The sequence below is a fragment of the Amycolatopsis sp. WAC 04197 genome (assembly GCF_003947475.1).
Taxonomy (GTDB): domain Bacteria; phylum Actinomycetota; class Actinomycetes; order Mycobacteriales; family Pseudonocardiaceae; genus Amycolatopsis; species Amycolatopsis japonica.
In genome coordinates, this window is record NZ_QHJK01000008.1 from 211446 (window position 1) to 232767 (window position 21322).

General features: G+C 70.7%; 4 protein-coding genes. 1 reads left to right on the top strand and 3 read right to left on the bottom strand.

Annotation, left to right across the window (positions count from 1 at the left end; translation table 11 throughout):
- Nucleotides 1-2 precede the first annotated feature (2 nt).
- The 3 genes from DMC64_RS28075 to DMC64_RS28085 all read right to left on the bottom strand — a co-directional run bounded on the left by DMC64_RS28075 (nt 3) and on the right by DMC64_RS28085 (nt 20548).
- The gene (locus tag DMC64_RS28075; protein ID WP_125735954.1) at nt 3-17564 is read right to left on the bottom strand and encodes a non-ribosomal peptide synthetase; all 17562 of its coding nucleotides are present in this window, start codon (nt 17562-17564) and stop codon (nt 3-5) included.
- Between the two features lie 74 nt (nt 17565-17638).
- Nucleotides 17639-18937 carry a serine hydrolase gene (locus tag DMC64_RS28080; protein WP_233629839.1) on the bottom strand — a complete coding sequence of 433 codons (1299 nt, stop codon included), beginning with the start codon at nt 18935-18937 and terminating at the stop codon, nt 17639-17641.
- A gap of 786 nt (nt 18938-19723) precedes the next feature.
- Nucleotides 19724-20548 (bottom strand): SAM-dependent methyltransferase, encoded by an 825-nt coding sequence (locus DMC64_RS28085; protein ID WP_125736248.1) that lies wholly within the window; start codon nt 20546-20548, stop codon nt 19724-19726.
- 81 nt (nt 20549-20629) lie between these two features.
- On the opposite strand from DMC64_RS28085, the gene DMC64_RS43340 reads away from it, so the two are divergent.
- Nucleotides 20630-21295, top strand: coding sequence for a YciI family protein (locus tag DMC64_RS43340; RefSeq protein ID WP_233629840.1), 666 nt, complete (start codon nt 20630-20632; stop codon nt 21293-21295).
- Nucleotides 21296-21322: the final 27 nt, after the last annotated feature.

A 21322-nucleotide genomic window follows, 5' to 3' on the forward strand; every position in this document is an offset into this window, starting at 1 on the left:
CCTCACGCTTCCGTTTCGGAGGCGAGGCTTTCGAGCTCGCCCAAGATGAGTTCTTCGACCGTTCCGGCCAGCCCCGCGACGGTGCGCGCGGTCAGGACGTCGGCCGGGGTGAGCCGGACCGCGAACAAGGCGCCCGCCTTGGCCGCGATGTGCAGACTCCGCAGCGAATCCCCGCCGAGGGCGAAGAAGTTGTCCTCGACGCCGATCCGCTCCACGCCGAGCACTTCGGCCCAGATCGCGGCCAGTGCCTGTTCGGTTTCGGTTTCCGGCTCGACGTATCCGGTCTCCGGCGCGGCGGGCGCGGGCAAGGCTTTGCGGTCGAGCTTTCCGTTGGCGCTGACCGGGATCCGGTCCAGCGCGACGAACGCCGACGGCACCAGGTAGTCCGGCAGCCGATCGGCCAGGAAGTCCCGGAGCGTGTCCTGTCCGGCTTCCGACACGACGTAGGCGACGAGCTGCTTCAGGCCGGGCTGATCCTCGCGGACGACGACCGCGGCCTGCGCCACGGCGGGATGCCGGGCCAGCACGGCCTCGACCTCGCCGGGTTCGACGCGGAATCCGCGCAGCTTCACCTGGTCGTCCGCCCGCCCGAGGAATTCGAGGACCCCTGCTCCGGTCCAGCGGACGACGTCGCCGGTGCGGTACATCCGTTGCCCGCCCGGTGCCGCGAGGAACCGGTCGGCGGTCAGCCCTGGCCGGTCGCGGTAGCCGCGAGCGAGACCCGCGCCGGCGAGGTACAGCTCGCCCGGCACTCCCGGCGGCACCGGGCGCAGATCCGGATCGAGGACGCGGGCGACCATGCCGTCCAGCGGCGTGCCGATGGGGATCCGGTCCGGAACCGTCTCGTCCATCGGATGGGCGGTGGCGAACGTCGTGGTCTCGGTGGGGCCGTAGCCGTCCACGACCCGAAGCCCCGGGCAGGCACCCAGCACTCGCCGCACCGCTTCGGCGGGCACGACGTCACCGCCGGTCCACACCTCACGCAGCCCGGCGAAGCAGTCCGGGCTTTCCTGCGCCAGCACCCGGAACAGGCCCGCCGTGACCCACATCCCGGTCAGCCCGTGCTCGCGGATCAAGGTCCGCAGCCGGTGCGCGTCGAGGTCGCCGTCCGGGGCGGTGACGACACGGCCTCCGGTGAGCAGCGGTACCCACAGTTCGTAGGTGGTCGCGTCGAACGCCGCCGGGGAATGCAGCAGGACCACTTCGTGTGCCCCGCTCCGGAACCGGCTGTCCCCGGCCAAGGCGGCGACGTCGCGGTGCCGCACGGCGACACCCTTCGGCGTGCCGGTGGACCCGGAGGTGTACATGACGTACGCCAGCTGGTCCGGATCGACGACGACGGCGGGATCACCGTCCGGCTCTTCGTCCACAGAGGACAGCCGGATGGCATCCGGGTACCCGGTGTCGGACACGACGAGCCGCACACCTTCGAGCAATACCCGCCGTCGTTCCGCCGGAGCTCGGGTGTCGATCGGCAGATACGCGCCGCCCGCCTTGACCACGGCCAGTTCCGCCACCACGGTGCCCGCCCTGCTCGTCGCGAGGCCGACCGGTTCCTCCGGGCGCAAGCCGAGCCCGATCAGGCGGTTGGCCAGCCGGTTCGCCCGCCGGTTCAGCTCGGCATAGGTGACCTGTTCACCGTCGAGGACGGCAGCCACCGCGTCGGGCCGGGTGCGGACCTGCTCGGCGAAGAGGTCCGGCAGCGACCGGGCGGGGGCCGCCGTACCGGTTTCCGTCCATTCCGTGAGGAGTAGTTCGTCCTCCGGAGTCAGCATCGACACGTCGGTGATCGCCCGAGCGCCGTCCACGGCAAGCTCCCGGAGCAGCGTGAGCAGGTGACCGGCCAACCGGCTCACCGTTTCCGCGTCGAACAAGGCCGGGTCGTAGCCCAGATCGACGTTCAGCTCACGACCGGGCGACTCGACGACCGTCAGCGGGAAGTTCGTCGTCTCTCGTGCCGACAGATCGCGCACGGTCAACCCGTGCCCGGCCTCGGCGCCGGTGATCGGATAGTTCTCGAACACCACCAGGCTCTCGCAGAGGTTCACTCCCCCGGGCAGCTCCGCCCAGCCTTGGACCAGCGACAGCGGCAAGTGCCCGTGACGGCGTGCCTCGGCCTGACCCGCCTGAAGATCCGCGAGCCACTCGGCGACGCGGGCACCCCGGTCGATCCCGACCCTGACCGGCAGCGTGTTGATGAAGATGCCGGTGATCGCGTCCACGCCGGGCACCTCGGGCGGCCGGCCGGAGACGGTGGACCCGAACACGACGTCGTCGTGACCGTTGTACGCCGACAGCAGCAAGGCCCATGCCCCTTGCAGGACCGCGTTGTGCGTGAGGCCGTGGCGTTTGACGAACTCGTCGAGCCCGCTCGTCGCCGCCTCGTCCAGGCGGACGGGCAGCCATTCGGACGAACAGGCGATATGCCCGGCCGCGGGCGCCCGGTCGCCGGGAACGGGCGTCGGCCCGTCGATCCCGGAAAGCGTGCGACGCCAGAAGCGTTCGGCGTCGGCCCGGGCGAGGCCGCCCAGCCACGCGAGATAGTCCCGGAACGGCGGCCTCGCGGGCAGCGTCTGCCCGGCGTAGGCGCCGCAGACGTCGGACAGGACGTGGAAGACGCTCCAGCCGTCGAGCAGTGCGTGGTGGAACGTCCACAGCACCTGGACTTCGGTCGCCGACAACCGCACGAGCGCCACCCGCATCAGCGGCGCCTCCGCGAGATCGAGCCCTTGTTCGCGGTCCTCGGCCAGGAGCCGCTGGAGATCGTGACCGGTCCCGTCCAGCACGCGGATCGGCAGCCGTACCTCGCGGTGTACCACCTGCAGCGGCTCCTCGACGCCGGCCCACACGAACGCCGTCCGCAGGACCGGCGTGCGGTCCACGACCCGCTGCCACGCCGCGGCGAGCCGGTCGAGGTCGGTGACGCCTTCGAGGACGAACGTCGCCTGCTCGACGTACATGCCTTGCGCCGTCTGGGAAAGGCCGTGGAACAGCATCCCGCCCTGCATGGGCGTCACCGGGTAGACGTCTTCGACCGCCCGGCCGTCGCCGACCAGAGCGTCCACTGAGGACTGATCGAGGGCGGCGAGCGGGAAATCCGACGGCGTGCGACCACCGGCCTCCGGCACCGCGCAGTGCGCGATGATCTCGCGCAGGGCGGCCAGCATCCGCTCCGCCAACTCTTCGACGGTGCCGCGATCGTGCCGGGTCTCCACGTGCGCCCAGGTCAGCTCCAGTGTCCCGGCCACGACGCGGCCGACGATGTCGAGCGTGTGGCTCGCGGGAGCGGCCGGGTCGACGTCGGCGTCGAGGGCGCCGGTCCGGAACGCGCCCGCCTCGGTGTCGTCGAACCGGCCGAGGTAGTTGAAGCCGATCCGGGGATCGATGGCCGGCGCGGTACCGGTGAGATACCGCAGGGCGCCGTACCCGATTCCCCGCCGCGGCACCGCCCGGAGCTGTTCCTTCACCGCTTTGAGCGCGGCGCCCCAGCCGTCCGGGACGTCGAGCGCCACGGGGAACACGCTGGTGAACCAGCCGACCGTGCGGGACAGGTCGACGTCGTCGAACAGGTCTTCGCGTCCGTGGCCCTCGAGGTCGATCACCGGAATCTCCCCGGTCCAGTCCCGGAGGACCCGGCCCAGCGCGGTGAGCAGCACGTCGTTGACCTGCGTGCGGTAGACCTCGGGAACGTCCTGGAGCAGCGCCCGGGTCTCCTCGGCGGTGAGCCGGACCGTCACCTCGCCCGTGTCGGCGATCGTGGCCGGTACCGCCTCGGCCGACGGCGCCGGGATCCCGCGCCAGTACGCCAGTTCGTCGTCGAAACCGCCGGACTCGGTGTACTCGGCCAGCCGCCTGGCCCACTCCAGGTACGACGTCGTCTTCGGCCCGAGTTCGCCACCTCGGTAGGCGGTTTCCAGGTCCTCCAGCAGGATCCGCCAGGAGACGCCGTCGACGACGAGGTGGTGCGCGGCCAGGGTCAGCCGCCGCCCGTCGAGCACCGCGGCCAGCAAGGGACCTCGCGCCAGGTCGAAGGCGATCTCGTCGGTGAGCAGTTCGGCCGGCCACACCGGTTCGCCGTGCTGGACGCCGTCACGCTCGAACCGCAGCCGCAGCCCGTCGTGCTGTGCCCACACGGCTTCCAGCGCGCGGCGCAGCGCGGCTTCGTCGACGTCCTCGGTGAACTCCAGCACCACTCGCTGGTCGAACCGGTCCGGCAGACCGTCGAAGTACCAGTGCTGGATCGGGGTGAGCGGCGCCATCCCGGTGACCGGCCCCTGTTCGGCGCGCGGCCCGGCGTCGCCACCGGCGTGGGCGGCCAGCGCGGCGAGGGTCGGATGCCGGAAGACGTCGTGGGGCAGCAGGCTCAACCCGGCGCGGCGGGCGCGCGACACGACCTGGATGCTGAGGATCGAGTCGCCGCCCAGTGCGAAGAAGTTGGCCTCGGCGCCGACGTCCGCGACGCCGAGCACGTCGGACCAGATCGCGGCGAGCGCGCGTTCGGCCTCGGTCGCGGGCGCGGTCCGGGCCGTCTTGTCGCCGAAATCCGGCGCCGGCAGGGCGCGGCGGTCGATCTTCCCGTTGGCGGTCAACGGGAAGCGGTCGAGCCGGACGAACGCTGCGGGCACCATGTAGTCGGGCAGGGTCCGGCCGAGGAATCCGGCGAGGCCGTCCGCGTCGCCCGTGTGGTAGGCGACGAGCCGTTTGACGCCGTGGTCCTCCCTGGTCAGCACCGCGGCCTGGCCGACGCCCGGATGCGCGGTCAGCGCGGCCTCGATCTCGGCCGGTTCGATCCGGAAACCGCGGACCTTGACCTGCTCGTCGGCGCGCCCGGTGTACTCCAGTTCGCCGAGCGGGTTCCAGCGGACGAGGTCGCCGGTGCGGTACATCCGCTCCCCCGGCGGGCCGAACGGGTCGGGCACGAACCGGTCGGCGGTCAGCGCCGGATCACCGAAATACCCGCGAGCGAGCCCGGCCCCGGCGATGTACAGCTCACCAGGCACTCCTTGCGGCACGAGCCGCAGTTCGGCGTCGAGGACGTAGGTCCGCATGTTGTCGAGCGGTTTCCCGATCGGGACGGCACCGGTGACGTCGTCCGGAATCGGCTGCGAGGTGGCGAAGGTCGTCGTCTCGGTCGGACCGTAGCCGTCGACGACGACCGTGCCCGGGCACGCCTCCCGTACCCGCCGGACCGCGGCGGCCGGGACGACGTCGCCGCCCGCCCATACCTCGCGCATCCCGCGGAAGGTCTCCGGAGCCTCCTGCGCGAGCAGCCGGAACAGCCCGGCGGTGAAGAACGCCCCGTGGACCTCGTACTCGGCGATGATCCGGCGGAGGGTTTCCACGTCGAGGTCTCCCGGAGGGGCCACGACGACCGTGCCGCCGTTGAGCAGCGGGACCCACAGCTCGTAGGTGGAAGCGTCGAAGGCGGGCGAAGCGTGCAGCAGCACCCGCTCGTGCGCGGCGAAGCGCCGGTCGGCGGCGAGGGCGACGACGTCACGCTGACGTACGGCCACGCCCTTCGGCCTGCCTGTCGAACCGGACGTGTACATCACGTACGCGAGGTTGTCCGGCACCGCCTCGGGGAGCGCGACGTCCGCGGTCCGGCCGTCGGGGACGACGATCTGTCCACTGTAGACAGACGCGTCGGCGAGTGCCCGATCGGTGACGAGGATCGGCACACCGTCCAACAATGTCTTCAACCGTGGCGCGGGCGCCCTCGTGTCCAGCGGGAGGTACGCCGCGCCGGCTTTGACGACGGCGAGTTCGGCGACGACCAGCTCCGGCGAGCGGTCCATGAGCACACCGACGACGGTTTCCAGGCCGGCGCCGAGTGACACCAGACGCCGGGCGAGCCGGTCCGCGCGCTCGTCCAGGTCCGCGTAGGTCAGGCGGACTCCGTCGCCGACGAGGGCGATCGCGCCGGGCGCGTGCGCGACCTGCCGTCCGAAGAGCTCGGCGAGACTTCCTTCCGGCAGCGGACGCGCGGTGTCGTTCCAGTCGCCGAGGATCTGGAGCCGTTCGGCGTCGGTGAGCAGGTCGATGGTGTCGAGCGGACGGTTCAGGTCCTCGGCGAAGGCGTCGAGCACACCGACGAGCTGGTCCGTAATCCGCTCGGCCGTCGCGGCGTCGAACAGATCGGGGTCGTAGCCGACGTCGAGGCTCAGCCGCTCCCCCGGCGACGCGACGACGCTGATCGGGTAGTTCGTCGTTTCGGCGGCGTCGACGTCCCGCAACCGCAGCCCGTCGCGCGTCGCCGAAACGATCGGATAGTTCTCGAAGACGACGATACTGTCGAAGAGGCCGCCGTCCGTCCCGCTCCACGCCTGCAGCTTCGTCAGCGGCAGATGCCCGTACCTGCGGGACTCCACTTGCCGGTCCTGCAACGCCGCCAGCCATTGGGCGACCGGCGACCGATCGGTGGTGACGCGGACCGGGAGCGTGTTGATGAAGATCCCGGTGATGTCGTCGGCGCCGGTCAGGTCGACCGGGCGACCGGAAACGGTGGTGCCGAAACAGACGTCACGCTCCCCGGTCAGCCGGGACAGCACCAGCGCCCACGCGCCCTGCAGGACGGTGTTCATCGTGAGGCCCGCCTTGCGCGCGGCTTCCCCGAGCCGCGCGGAGCTTTCGACCGGGACCCGCAGCCACTCGGCCGACCGGCTCGTGTGGTCCTGCGCCGTGAGCCGGCCACGTGCGGTGAAGTCGCCGAGTTCGCGACGCCAGTGGCGTTCCGCCTCGGTGTCGTCCTGGCGGTCCAGCCACGCGACGTAATCCCGGAACGGTGGCCGTTCGGGCGGTTCGTCCCCGGCATAGGCGGCGAAGACGTCGGACAGCACGCCGAAGACGCTCCAGCCGTCGAGCAGGACATGGTGGAACGTCCACAGCACCCGGACTTCCGTGTCCGAAAGCCGCGCCAGAGTCAGCCGTAGCAGGATTTCGCCGTCCAGGTCCAGCCCCTCGGCGCGGTCCGCGGCCAAGACCTCCTGCCAGAACCGCTCCTGCCCTCCGGCCGTGTGGGCACGCCAGTCGAGCCGGTTGACCGGGACGGTCACCCGTCGCCGCACCACCTGCACCGGCTCCGGCACACCTTCCCAGGCGATCGTCGTGCGCAGCACGGGGGTGCGGTCGACGACGCGCTGCCAGGCTTCGGCCAGCGCGTCGACGTCCTCGACGCCTTCGACGACGAAACCGACCTGCTGGAAGTAGAGCCGCTCGTCCGGCTGTGACAACGAGTGGAACACCATCCCCGCCTGCATCGGCGTCAGCGGATAGAGGTCTTCGACCGCCCTGCCGTCGCCGACGAGGGTGTCCACTGTGGATTGATCGAGCGTGAGCAGCGGGAAGTCGGACGGGGTGCGCCCACCGGCCTCCGGTTCGGTGCAATGCGCGATGATCTCCCGCAGGGCGGTCAGCATCGCCTCGGCGAGCCTGTCCACTGTGGACCTACGATGGACGCCCTCGGTGTAATACCAGGTCAATTCGAGTTCGCCGGACTCGACGCGGCCGACGACGTCGAGCAGATGCGCTCGCGCCGAAAGCTCGCTCTCGTCCGATTCCAGCCTGCCCGAGGTGAAGCGGCCGAGGTAGTTGAAACTCACCGCGGGGTCGATCGACGGCGCGGTCCCCGCCAGGTGACGCAGGGCGCCGTAGCCGATCCCACGCCGCGGCACGGCCCGGAGCTGCTCCTTCACCGACTTCAGTGCCGTACCCCAGCCTTCGGGCACGTCCAGCGCGATCGGGAAGACGCTGGTGAACCAGCCCACCGTGCGGGACAGATCGACGTCGTCGAACAGGTCTTCGCGCCCGTGCCCTTCCAGGTCGATGACCGGGACCTTGCCCGTCCAGTCCCGCAGCACCCGGCCCAGCGCGGTGAGCAGCACGTCGTTGACCTGCGTGCGATAGGCGGCGGGCACTTCCCTCAGCAGCGCCTCGGTTTCCGCTTCGGGAAGCCGCACAGTGACCTCGCGCATCGAGGCGACGGTGGCCTCACCCTCGCCGTCGACCGGGATCGAGGTGTCCGTCGGCAGGCCGCGCCAGTGGTCGAGTTCGTCGTCGAATCCGCCGCCGGCGGTGTACTCGGCGAGCCTGATCGCCCACTCCCGGAAGGAGGTGGTGCGCGGCCCGAGGTCGATCGTCTCGCCCCGCAGCGCCTGGGCGTAACCGCGGTCGAAGTCCTCCGCGAGCACCCGCCACGAGACACCATCGACGACGAGGTGGTGCACGGCGAGGGTGACACCGTGCTCGGAGAGGTCGAGGCGGATCAGCGGGGTCTCGGCGCCGACAGGGCCGTTCTCCTGCTTCCAGCCGTCGCCGCGGGTGAACCGCATCCGCAGCGCGTCGTGGTGTTCGAGCAGCGCGTCCACGGCCTTGCGCGCGGCGGCGCGGTCGATCCGCTCAGGTCCTAAATGGACAAACTGGTGGAAATGCTCCGGATCGGCCGTCTGGGTCGCGAAGAACCACCGTTGGATCGGGGTGAGTGGCACCTCGCCGCTGACCGGGCCGCGACGGACGGCTTCGGTGGCGCTGCGGGCCGCGGCGGCGAGCGTCGCCGGGGTCCGATGGGCGAACAGGTCGCCGGGCAGCAGTTCCAGCCCGGCACGCCGGGCCTTCGACACCACCTGGATGCTGAGGATCGAGTCGCCGCCCAGTTCGAAGAAGTCGTCGGTCGCACCGACCCGTTCGACACCCAGCACCTCCGCCCAGATCCCGGCCAGCACGAGCTCGCGATCGGTGCGTGGCGCGACGTGGTCACGAGCCCCGAAGTCCGGGGCGGGCAGGGCGGCGCGGTCGAGCTTCCCGTTGACGTTGACCGGGAATTTCTCCAGCCGGACGAACGCCGCCGGGACCATGTAGTCCGGCAGGGTCCGCCCCAGGAATTCCCCGAGCCCCTCGGTCTCGCCGACGATGTAGGCGACCAGCCGTTTCACCCCGCCGTCCGCGCGGGCCAGCACGGCCGCCTGCTCGACGCCGGGGTGCTCGCCCAGCGCGGCCTCGATCTCGCTCGGTTCGACGCGGAAGCCGCGGATCTTGACCTGTTCGTCCACCCGGCCGACGAATTCGAGGGCTTCCTCGTCGTTCCAGCGCACCACGTCACCGGTGCGGTACATCCGCTCCCCCGGCGGACCGAACGGATCCGCGACGAACCGGTCCGCGGTCAGCCCGGGCCGTCCGAGGTAGCCCCGCGCGAGCCCTGCCCCAGCGAGATGCAGTTCGCCGGGCGCACCCGGCGGCACCAGGCACAAGTCGTCGTCCAGGACATAAGCACGGGTGTGGTCCAGCGGTGCCCCGATCGGCACGACGTCGGGTACCTCGTCCGGCAGCGGGTGCACGGTGGCGAACGTCGTGGTCTCGGTGGGGCCGTAGACGTCGGCGACCAGGGTCCGCGGACACGCGGCCCGGACCCGGCGCAGCGCGACGGCGGGAACGGCGTCGCCGCCCGTCCAGACCTCACGCACGCCGGCGAACATCTCCGGGGCCTCCTGCGCGACCAGCCGGAACAGCCCGGTCGTCATGAAGACCCCTGTCACGGCGTGCGCGGTGATCACCCGGCCGAGCGTGTGGACGTCGAGTTCCCCCGGCGGGGCCAGGACGACCGTGCCACCGTTCAGCAAGGGCACCCACAGCTCGTAGGTGGACGCGTCGAAGGCCTGCGGCGAGTGCAGCAGCACCCGATCGTGGGCCGCGAAGCGCCGCTCGGCCGCGAGAGCGAGGACGTCGCGATGCCGGGCGGCCACGCCCTTCGGTTTGCCGGTCGAGCCGGAGGTGTAGATGACGTAGGCGAGCTGCTCGGGATCGACCGGCACCACGGGCGCGGCCTCCGGTGCGTCACCCGCGTCCGTGACGATCACGCCGTCGTGGATCTCCTCGGCGGTCGACAGCCAAGCCTCGTCGGCGACGAGGACGTCCGCGCCGGCTTCGCTCAGCAGCAGCCGCAGCCGGTCGGCGGGCGCGCGCAGGTCCAGCGGCAGGTAGGCGCCGCCCGCCTTCAGGATCGCGAGTTCGGCCACCACGAGGGCGGGCGAACGGTCCATCAGGAGCGCGACGCGGTCTTCGGCGAGGACGCCGAGCTCGCGCAGCCGGTTCGCCAGGCGGTTCGCCCGGACTTCGAGTTCGCCGTAGGTGACGGTCTCCTCATCGGTCACCAGCGCCACGGCGCCGGGATCCCGGCGTGCGCGAGCCTCGAACAGCTCCGGCACCGACCCCTCCGGTATCCGCCGGGCGGTGGCGTCGCGCTCGCGAAGCAGGTGCCGGATCTCCCGTTCCGACAACATGGGCACCCGTGTCACGGGCGCGTACGGCGCGTCCGCGAAGCCACGGATCAGCGTCTCGAGGTGGCCGGCGAGCCGCCGGGCGAGATCCGGTCCGATCAGCTCGGGGTCGTGGGTCAGCACGAGCGACAACCGGCGGCCCGGATACGCGACGACCCCGAGTGGGTAGTTGGTGCGTTCGGCCGCGCGGACGTCCGCCATCCCCGCGACGTCCGCCACCGGATAGTTCTCGAAGACGACGATGCTGTCGAACAGGCTGCCGCCGGTGTCACTCCAGGACTGCAACCGCGGCAGGCCGACATGGCCGTACCGGCGGGATTCCGCCTGCGCCGCCTGCAGTTCGCGAAGCCAGTCGACGAGACCGCGCCCGGCGTCGAGCCGGACCCGCACCGGCAGGGTGTTGATGAACAGACCCGCGATGTCGTCCGCTCCCGGCAGCTCGACCGGCCTGCCCGACACCGTCGCGCCGAAACACACCTCGGATTCGCCGCTGTAGCGGGAAAGCAGCGCCGCCCAGGCGCCCTGGACGATCGTGTTGAGCGTCAGGTGGTGCCGTCGCGCGAACGCGTGGATCCGGGCGGTCGTGGCGTCGTCGAAGTCCACCGGTACCCGGGCTGACGAGCTGGCGGCGTGTGCCCGGGCGCCGCGATCACCGGGCAACGGGGTCGGCGTCACCCCGGCGAGTTCGGCCCGCCAATGGGCTTCGGCGGCTTCGTCGTCCTGCTCGGCGAGCCATCCGGCGTAGTCGCGGAACGGACGACGCACCGGTGGCTCTTCACCACGCAGCACGGCGAGGACGTCCGACAGGACACCGAAGACGCTCCAGCCGTCCAGCAGCACGTGATGGAACGTCCAGATCACCCGGACCGAGGCCGCCGACTCCTTGGCGACGACCAGCCGTGTCAGCGGGGCGCGGGTCAGGTCGAGCCCTTCGGCGAGGTCTTCGGCCAGCTTCCGCCGCAGCGCCTCCTCGGCGTCCACTGTGGACCAGTCCGGGCAGCTCACCGGGATCTCCGCCGCCCGCAGCACGATCTGCAGCGGACGCGGTACCCCTTCCCAGACGATCCTGCTGCGCAGGACCGGGGTCCGCTCGACCACTCGTCGCCAGGCCGCGACGAGCGCACGGGGGTCGGGAACGTCGTCGACGGTGAAGGTGATCTGTTCGAAGTAGTTGCGATCGCCGGGCCGGGCCAGGCTGTGGAACACCATGCCCGCCTGCATCGGCGTCAGCGGGTACACGTCCTCCACGTCCCGGCCGTCGCCCACCAGCTCGTCCACAGTGGACTGGTCGAGTCCCGCCAGCGGGAAGTCCGACGGCGTCCGCCCGCCCGCACCGGGTTCGGCGCAGTGCCCGAGGAGTCCACGCAGGTTCTCCAGCGTGCCTTCGGCCAACCGGGTCACGGTGGCCTCTTCGTGCACGCCTTCCGCGTAGTGCCAGGTGAACTCCAGCGTGTCGCCGGTGACCTGGCCCACCACGTCGAGCAGATGGGGACGGACGCCGCCGGGGTCGGCGGCCAAGGACAGTTCGCCGGGCGAGCCGGTGTAGAGCTCACCGGTCAGCTCGAACTGCCCGAGGTAGTTGAAGCTGATCTGTGGATCGATGGCGGGCGCGGTGCCGGAGAGATAGCGCAGCGCGCCGTAGCCGATGCCGCGGCGCGGGACCGCACGCAGCCGCTCCTTCACGGCTTTGATCGCGGCGCCCCAGTCGTCCGGGACGTCCAGCGCCACCGGGAACAGGCTGGTGAACCAGCCCACCGTGCGCGACAGGTCCACGCCGTCGAACAGGTCCTCGCGGCCGTGGCCCTCCAGGTCGATCACCGGAACCCGGCCGGTCCAGTCCCGCAGCGTGCGGCCGAGCGCGGCCAGCAGGAGGTCGTTGACCTGGGTCCGGTAGACCTCGGGGACCTGCCGCAGCAGTGACCGCGTCTCCCCGGCGGTCAGCCGCACCGTCACGGCGCGGGCCCGGCCCACCGTGTTCGCCCCGATCCCGTCGACCGGGATCGGCGTGAACTCGGGGATCGAGCGCCAATGCTCCAGTTCGTCGTCGAAGCCGCCCTCTTCCGCATGGGCGGACAGACGTGCGGCCCACTCCTGGAACGAGGTCGTCCTCGGCCCGAGATCGGCCTTCCGGTAGGCCTGGTCGAGATCGTCGAGCAGGATCCGCCAGGACACGCCGTCGACGGCGAGATGATGCGCGGACAGATGCAGCACCCGCCGCTCCGGAGGACCGGACAACCTCCAGCGCAGCAGCGAATGCCCGTCCTCGGCACCGGCGATGCGCAGCCGCCACTGGTCTCCGTCGCGGGTGAAGGTCGTGCGCAACGCGTCGTGGTGCTCGATCAGCGCGCCGATGGCCGCGGCGAGCGCGCCCTCGTCGGTGCCGTTCGCCAGCTCGACCTCGATCTCCTGATCGAACCGGGCGGGTCCGGAGATCGTGTCGAAGAACCAGCGCTGGATCGGCGTCGGCACGACGTCCCCGGTGACGGGACCTCGATCCGGGACCGTGGAGACGTCGGTCAAGGCCGGGGCGAGGGCGGCGATGGTCTGATACCGGAACAGGTCCGCCGTCGTGATCGACAGCCCCGCCTTCCGTGCCCGCGCGCTGACCTGGATGCCGAGGATCGAGTCGCCGCCGAGGGCGAAGAAGTTGTCCTCGATCCCGACCCGGTCGAGCCCCAGCACGTCGGCCCAGATCCCCGCGAGCACCGCTTCCCGCTCGGTCCGCGGCGCCGTTCTCCCGCTCGACGCGGGCTCGAAGCTCGGCTCCGGCAGCGCGCGCCGATCGACCTTCCCGTTGGCGTTGAGGGGAAGCGCGTCGAGGACGACGAACGCCGACGGCACGAGATAGTCCGGCAGGGTCCGGCCCAGGCTTTCGCGCAAGGTCCCGATGTCCACTGTGGACTCGTCCGCGGCCACGACGTAGGCGACCAGGTGTTTGCGGCCGGACCCGGAGCGCGCCGTGACCACCGCCTCCGCGACCTCGGGCCGGGCGGTGAGGGCACGCTCCACCTCACCGGGTTCGACCCGGAAGCCCCGGATCTTGAGCTGGTCGTCGGCACGGCCGGCGAATTCGAGGGTCCCGTCGGCACGCCACCGCCCGCGGTCACCGGTGCGGTACATGCGTTCGCCGGGGGCACCGTACGGGCAGGCGACGAACCGGTCGGCCGTCGCGCCCGGCCGGCCTGCGTATCCGCGGGCGAGCCCCGGGCCTGCGACGCAGATCTCGCCGAGCGCGCCGCGCGGGACCGGCCGCAGTCCGTCGTCGAGCAGGTAGACGCGCATCCCGGTCAGCGGAGTCCCGATCGGGATCGTTTCGGGGACCGCGTCCGCGGACGTCATGCGGAACGAGGTCGCGAACGTGGTGGTTTCGGTCGGCCCGTAGCCGTCGACGACCGCGACACCGGGGCAGCTGCCGAGCACGCGGCGCACGGCTTCGGGTGGGACGACGTCGCCGCCGGTCCAGACTTCCCGGAGGCCGCGGAAACACTCGGGCGTGTCACCGGCGAAGAGCCGGAAGAGCCCGGCGGTGAGCCAGAGGGCGGTCACACCGTGTCGCTCGGTCAGCTCGCGCACGACCTCCGCGTCGACGTCCCCCGGTGGCGCGACGACCACGGTGCCGCCGTTGAGGAGCGGGACCCACAGCTCGTAGGTGGAGGCGTCGAACGCCAGCGGCGAGTGCAGCAGAACTCGCTCGTGCGCTCCGCCGGTGAACCGCGGGTCCGTGGCCAGCGCGACCACGTCGGCGTGCCGGACCGCCACGCCTTTCGGTACGCCGGTGGAGCCGGAGGTGTACTCGACATAGGCCAGGTTCGCGGGTTCGACCGTGACCGTGGCCGCGTCCCCGGTGGACGGCAGCGTCAGTATCCGTCCGTTGTGGACGGTGGCGGCGGTTCCGTGCCACGTCTCGTCGGTGAGCAGAAGCGAAGTGCCGTCGAGTAGAAGGCGCAGGCGGTCGGCCGGCGCACGCAGGTCCAGCGGCAGATAGGCGGCGCCGGCCTTGAGGATCGCCAGCAGCGCCACCACCAGGTCCGCCGAGCGGTCCATCAGCACGCCGACCCGGTCTTCCGGGCGCACACCGAGTTCGATCAGCCGTCCCGCCAGGCGGTCGGCCCGGGCGCGCAGCTCGCCGTAGTCGAGGCGGTCCGCACCGGAGACCACCGCGGGGGCCTGCGGATGCTGCTCGGCGTGATGGTCGAACAGGCGCGTGATGGTCATCGACGGAGCGGGGTACGGCGACGGCAGGAGCCGGCGGTCGGCCTCGGTGAGCAGCGGCAACTCGCCCACCGGACGATCCGGATCGGCGGCGATCCCGGTGAGGAGGGCTTCCAGGCTCGCGGTCAGCCGCTCGATCGTCGCGCTGTCGAAAAGCGCGGTGGCGTACTCGACGGTGATCCTCAGTCCGTCTTCCCTCGGCCAGAACTCGACGACGAGGTCGAACCTGGCCGACGGCCGGGGCAGGTCGTACTCCGAAACCCGCAGACCGGCGACCTCACGCGGGCGGACCAGCGGGCTCTGCAGGACGACGACCGCCTGCACCAGCGGCGTCCGCGACGGATCGCGCTCCGGCTGCACCGCTTCGACGACCCGGTCGAAGGGGACGTCGGCGTGCGCGAACGCCTCCAGCGCCGTCTCCCGGAACCCGGCCAGGAAAGCCGGGAAAGGGCGAGCGGGATCGATTTGCGAGCGAAGCACGAGGGTGTTCACGAAGAACCCCGTCAGCGGCTCCCATTCGGGCCGGTCGCGCCCGGCGACCGCGGTGCCGACCGCGATGTCGCGCTGACCGCCGTAGGCCGACAAGAGGAGTTGCACCGCCGCGGTCAGGGTCATGAACAACGTCGCCCCGTGCGGACGTCCCGCGTCCGTGAGGCCGCGGACGAGTTCCGAGGGCAGATCGTGGCGGTGCACCGCGCCTGCCGTACCGCGCCGGGCAGGCCTCGGGCGGTCGGTCGGGAAAGCCAGCGGTTCGAGTCCGTCGAGCGCGGCACGCCAGTAGCCGAGCTGGGCGTCGTTGTCGGTCTGACGGCGCCAGTGCGTGTAATCGCGGTAACCCGACTCCAGCGGCGGCGGGGTCACACCGGCGTAGAAGTCGAGCAGCTCGCCGGTCAGGATCCCGATCGACCGGCCGTCGGTGACGATGTGGTGCTGGCACAGGACGAGCAGGTGCTCCTCCGGTCCCTGGCGATAGAGCGTGGCCCTCGTCAGGGGGCCGCTGCGCAGGTCGAACGGAACGCTCAGGTCCGCCGCCAATGTGGCATCGTCGGCGGCGGTTCCCTTGACACACAGCGGTATCTCGGCCTTGTCGGCGATGCGCTGCGAACCTTCGTCGAAGGTCGTGCGCAGGGACTCGTGACGGGCGCAGAGCGCGGCCAGCGCACCGCGCAGAGCGTCGACGTCCAGCGGTCCGGAAAGCCGGAGACCGACCGCGGTGTTGTACTCCGCGCTGTCCCCGGTCAGCTCGTCGAGGAACCACAGGCGCCGCTGGGCGGGCGAAAGCGGGAGCACCTGGGTCGACGGTGCGGCCGGGAGCGCGTCGTTCCCGGCGGGTTGTGCCTCGTCGACCAGCCGGGCCAGTCCGGTCACGGTGGGTGCGTCGAACACGGCACGAGCCGACAAGGTCACGCCGAAGGTCCGGCGCAGCCGGGACAACGCCTGCACCGCGAGGAGCGAATCGCCGCCCAGGGCGAAGAAATCGTCATCGTTCGCGACGCGGTCCATTCCGAGCACGCCCGCCAGCACGTCGGCGACGGCACGTTCCGTTTCCGAACCCGGCCCGGTTTCCGTCCGGCTCTCCTCCGGGGGCGCGGGCAGGGCGCGGCGATCGACCTTCCCGTTGGCGTTGAGCGGAAGTGCGTCGAGGACGACGAACGCCGACGGCACCATGTAGTCCGGCAGCACCGCCGCGGCCACCTCCGCGAGATCGTCGAGCGCCTCGCCCGGCGCTGTCACGACGTAGGCGACCAACTGCTTGACGCCCGGCTTCCGCTCACGGGCGACGACCACGACCTCGCCCACACCCGGCGCGGCGGCCAGCACCGATTCGATCTCCCCGAGCTCGACCCGGAAACCGCGGACCTTGACCTGGTCGTCGGCCCGGCCGAGGAACTCCAGTTCGCCGTCGTCGTACCGCACCAGATCACCGGTCCGGTACATCCGGCCGCCGGGTACGCCGGGATCGGCCACGAAGCGGTCCGCGGTCGCACCCGGTCTGCCCCAGTACCCGCGGGCCAGCCCGGCCCCGGACAGGTGCAGCTCCCCCGCCTGCCCGGCCGGGACGGCGTTCAGCGCCTCGTCGAGGACGTGGGCGCGGACGCCGTCGAGTGGGCGGCCGATCGGCACGGGGTCCGGCACATCGTACTTTGTGGACATCGGACGCGAGGTGGCGAAGGTGGTGGTTTCGGTGGGGCCGTAGCCGTCGGTCACGGTGAGGCCGGGGCATGCCTCCAGCACCCGGCGGACGGCGGCCGCCGGGACCACGTCTCCGCCCGTCCATACCTCTTCCACACCAAGGAAACAGTCCGGCGCCTCCTGTGCCACGACCCGGAACAGCCCGGCGGTCAACCAGAGCGAGGTGACCTCGTACCGGCCGAGGATCTCGCGCAGCATCTCCACGTCCGGTTCACCCGGCGGCGCGATCACCACCGTCCCGCCGCCGAGCAGCGGCACCCACAATTCGTAGGTCGACGCGTCGAAGGCGGCCGGGGAATGCAGCAGGACCCGGCGGTGCGCGCCACCCGCGAACCGGGTGTCGGCCGCCAGCGCCGCGACATCCCGATGCCGGACCGCCACTCCCTTCGGCGTCCCGGTCGAGCCCGACGTGTGCATGAGATACGCCAGCTGGTCCGCGTCGACTCGCGGAAGCACCACGTCCGGTGGCGCGAGTGACCGTCCCGCGACGACGATTCGTCCATTGTGGATTCGCGCGGCGCGCTCCGGTTCGTCCGTGATCAGCACCGAGACACCCGCGGTGGCCAGCACCAGCCGCGAACGGTCGTCGGGGGCGCGCCGGTCGAGCGGCACGTAGACCCCGCCCGCCATCACGATCGCCAGCTCGGCGACGACGAGTTCGGCGGACCTTTCGAGCAGCAACCCGACCCTGTCCTCGGCACGCACTCCGAGCCGGACCAGCCGGGCGGCGAGGCGTGCGGCACGGTCGGCGAGTGCGGCGTAGGTCAGCTGTCCACCATGGCCGTCCACGGCGACCGCGTCCGGGGCGGAGCGCACCCGTGCGGCGAACAGTTCCGGCAGGGCGACGGCTCTTTCGGCTCCGGGGGTGGCCGTCGTGTCGAGCACGGTCATCTTTTCGGTACCTTCCAGGCACAACAAGCGAACCCACCGAGGTGGGCCAGGGGGACGGGGAGGGAGAAGGCGGCTCAGTGACGCCGCGCGAGGCGGCCGCCGATTTCGATCGCGGTCGCCTCACCGGGCGTTCCGCGCAGCCGGCCGCACGGTGTCGGGCGACCGGTGACGGGGTCGCGCACCGTGAACGAGGCGTCGTCGTGGAGGGTGAGTCCGGGGAAGACCTCGCCGTCGGCGACCAGTTCGGCTCCGCCGTGTTCGCCGGGACGGATCGTGTAGTCGAGGGCACCGTTGCGATAGGTGCCGAAGTCGCCGGCCGCGATCGGGACCGGGCGGGCCGGTGCGGGCGGCCGCCGCTCCGGGATCGCGAGGCCGAGCGCGCGGAGCTCGGCGACGAGGTCGTGCCACAGGTCCGTGCCAGCGGCACCGTTCGCGGTGAAGGCCACGACGCAGGCACCCGCCTGATCGATCCGCAACTGGCACGAGGTGCCGTCGGCGGTGCCGTCGTGGCCGAGCCAGACTTCGTCGCCGTCCTCGTAGTGCGCGATTCCCAGACCCCAGCCGTCGGCCAGACCGTACGGCTCGGCATCGGGCACCCGGCGGTGCATGTCCGCGGCGGTCACGACGTCGAGCAAGCCCGGCTTTCCCAAATGGACCCGGCCGAGTTCGACGAGGTCCGCGGCGCTCAACGCCAGCGCACCGGCGGGTTCGAGCATCGGCGGAAGGGCCTGCTCGACCGGACGGGCACCGGCCGGGCCCGTGGCGCGTCCGTGCCCGGGAACGGTTCTCGGACTTCCGGCGTAGGCGGGCTCGATCTTCAATGGTCGCAGGAGTATCGCCTCGACGGCTTCACGCCAGGTCATCCCGGTGACCGCTTCGATCAGCGATCCCGCCAAGGCGTAGCCCAGATTCGAATACGAGAACGCGGTGCCGGGCGGGCAGACGGAAACCGCCGCGCGGATCTCACGCAGGCACACCCCGGTGACGTCGGCCGGATCGGAGGGCAGGCCGCTGGTGTGGCTCAGCAGATGTCGTGGTGTCACTCCCTCGGCGAGACCGGGTTCGCCCAAGATCTCGCCGACCGGCTGGTCCAGTTCGAGATCGTCGTCCGCGATCAGCACCATCACGACCGTGGCGGTGGCCACTTTGGTGACCGATCCGATCGGTACGGCGGACGACGGGCCCATCGGTCTCTTTCTGTCCTGGTGCTCGACACCGGTCTGGACCACTGTCGTCACGCCACCGTCGAGCACCGCGAGCTGTGCTCCAGGAACGCCGTGCCTGCCGGCCAAGCGGGCCAGTATCTCTTGGAGCCGTCGTTTCGGCACCGGATTCCGTCCAGTGTGGCCGTACTGTTCCGACGCAGAGCGCATGACCGATTCCTCCCCTGTAGCAGTAAACCGCGATTTGATTGCCGCGTTCCGTACCGCGTCGCATTCCTTGTTCCCCCACCCGTGGAACCGGAAGTCCGCATCGGGCCGGAACAACACGCTGCCCGGACCGCGAGATCGTCTGTACCGCCGATGGTGGGAACAACGATTCGACCGGAAAGCGCCCGGCATTACACAGGGTGGCAATACCTGTCATTCATTTCATCGGACCGGTGTCAATCCACCGCACATCGTGGAATCGCGTCCGGTGGCACACCGAAAGAAGGCATGGACGGACCAGCACATCCACCAGTCGAAGGATGTGTTGACAAGAAATGAATTCCTCTGTTCCGACCGCCGAGCTTGGCCCCCGGCGGGACAATCGCAGACATCCTCCTCTCGTCGCTTTTTCCAGCTCAGCCGCCTTTTCGGAGATGGAACTCCCGAGACGGCGCCTGCTGGTTCCCCACGAGCCATCCGTTCAAACGTGGAAATGCGACAAGCGACCTCGAAGATCATTTCTCCCGCGTCGACGGCACCGCCAACAGCGAAAACAAGAAGGTGATCTTGAAGAATGGGATTCCCACCATGTGAGTAGCACGACCATGCGCACGTGCACCGTATCGTGCAATCTCGCGAACCTGGCGCACAACGGCGGTTTTCGATCATCGACGGCACCCGGAAAAACCGGAAACACGAAGATTCACCCGGTTGCCTGTAACGGTTCCGGCCTCGTCGTGGACACGACGATCGTCGGTTGCCCGGGTGACTCCTCGGCGGTAAATGGGGTCAGCGGGTGCGTGCCACCCCGGCGAGGCCGCGCGACCGGGCGGCGTCCTTGCCTACGCCCTCGGTGTCCGGGTGCCATTGCGGCAGCCACACCAGACCGGGCTCGACCAATTCCAGGTCTCCGAAGAACTCGGCGATCTGCTCACGCGAGCGCATGATCGCGGCGTGATTGGTCCGGCGCCCGTACTCCCGCGCCACTTTCTCGCCGGCGTTCCGCGTCTCGACATCCTCCGGCGCGACGTGAATATGCGAGACCGCCAGGAAACTGCCCGGTGGCAGCATCGTGCGATGGAAACCGAGCGCGGCGTGCGGGTTCTGTTCGTCGGGCATGAAATGCAGCAAGGCGACCAGCAGCAGCCCGATCGGCTGGGTCCGGTCGATCAGGCCCGTGTCGAGCACGCGGTCCCACAGCAGGCGCCGGTCGAAGAAATCGGCGTCCAATGCCGCGTGCCGGTTCGGGTCCGCGGTCTGCTCGAGCAGGATCTGCGCATGCGCTCGGGCGATCGGTTCGTTGTCGATGTAGACCACCCGGCATTGACCCGGCGCCACCTCGTCGGCGACCTCGTGCACGTTGCCCTGTGTCGGCAACCCGGAGCCGATGTCCACGAACTGCCGGATGCCTTGCCCGACCATGTAACGGACGGCACGACCGAGGAACGCGCGGTTCGCGCGGGCGAAGTCCCGGATCTCCGGCAGCACCGCGAGCTGCTGTTCGGCGAAAGCCTGATCGACGGCGTAGTTGTGCGTGCCGCCGAGCAGATAGTCGTACACCCGCCCCACCGAGACCTTGTCCACCGAGGCGGCCACACGGGCGGCGTCATCCATGCTCATCTTGTTCCCCAAGAGTCTTCGGCGAGTACCGGCACACTACTCGTCCCGGCGCCGCCTGGCGGGTAGAACCTGTGCATGGAGTTCTTCTGCTACCACCGCGACCGGCCCGGCTCCATGGCGCTGTGCGAAGAGCTGTCGGAAGAGCACTGGTCCTACATGGATCGGTACGCGGCGGAGATGATCGCCCGCGGGCCGACCCTCGCCGGCGAGGCTGCCACCGGCAGCGTGCACATCGTCGACCTGCCGGATCCCGGCGCCGCCCGCGCGTTCGCCTTCGACGAGCCCAACTATCAGGCCGGCGTTTACCGGGACGTGCAGCTGCGCCGGTGGCGCAACACGCTGGGGCGCACCATGTGGGATTTCCCCGGTGGCCGCACGGGTGGCAACCGGTACCTGGTGCTGGGCCTCGGCACGCGCCGTCCTGACCCAGAACCGGTACGCCGACATCGAGGTCCACGACTGGCGGTTCGGCGGGCGGCCGTCATGAACCGAGGTTTCCGCGTGTCGCCCACCACAGCGAAGAGAACGACAGGAATGCCTTGGGGTCCGCGTCGACACGGTCACCGACCGGATCGAGACGGTCCGGACCCGGACAGTCGCCAGGACTTCCGGGTTCACCGCCGTGCTCGGTCGCCAGTGGAGTGTCGGCACCAGCACATTCCACCGATCGGCCCGTTCCCTGAACCACTGGTAGGTTCGGGACAGGGGTTGAGGCGCCAGCCCTTTTGGCAGCACCCCTGAGCAGGAGTATCGATGACGATTGACGTC

Coding starts and splice junctions, on each gene's coding strand:
- DMC64_RS43340 (WP_233629840.1), top strand. CDS start 20,630: ATGGAGTTCTTCTGCTACCACCGCGACCGGCCCGGCTCCATGGCGCTG.
- DMC64_RS28080 (WP_233629839.1), bottom strand. CDS start 18,937: ATGCGCTCTGCGTCGGAACAGTACGGCCACACTGGACGGAATCCGGTG.
- DMC64_RS28075 (WP_125735954.1), bottom strand. CDS start 17,564: ATGACCGTGCTCGACACGACGGCCACCCCCGGAGCCGAAAGAGCCGTC.
- DMC64_RS28085 (WP_125736248.1), bottom strand. CDS start 20,548: ATGGATGACGCCGCCCGTGTGGCCGCCTCGGTGGACAAGGTCTCGGTG.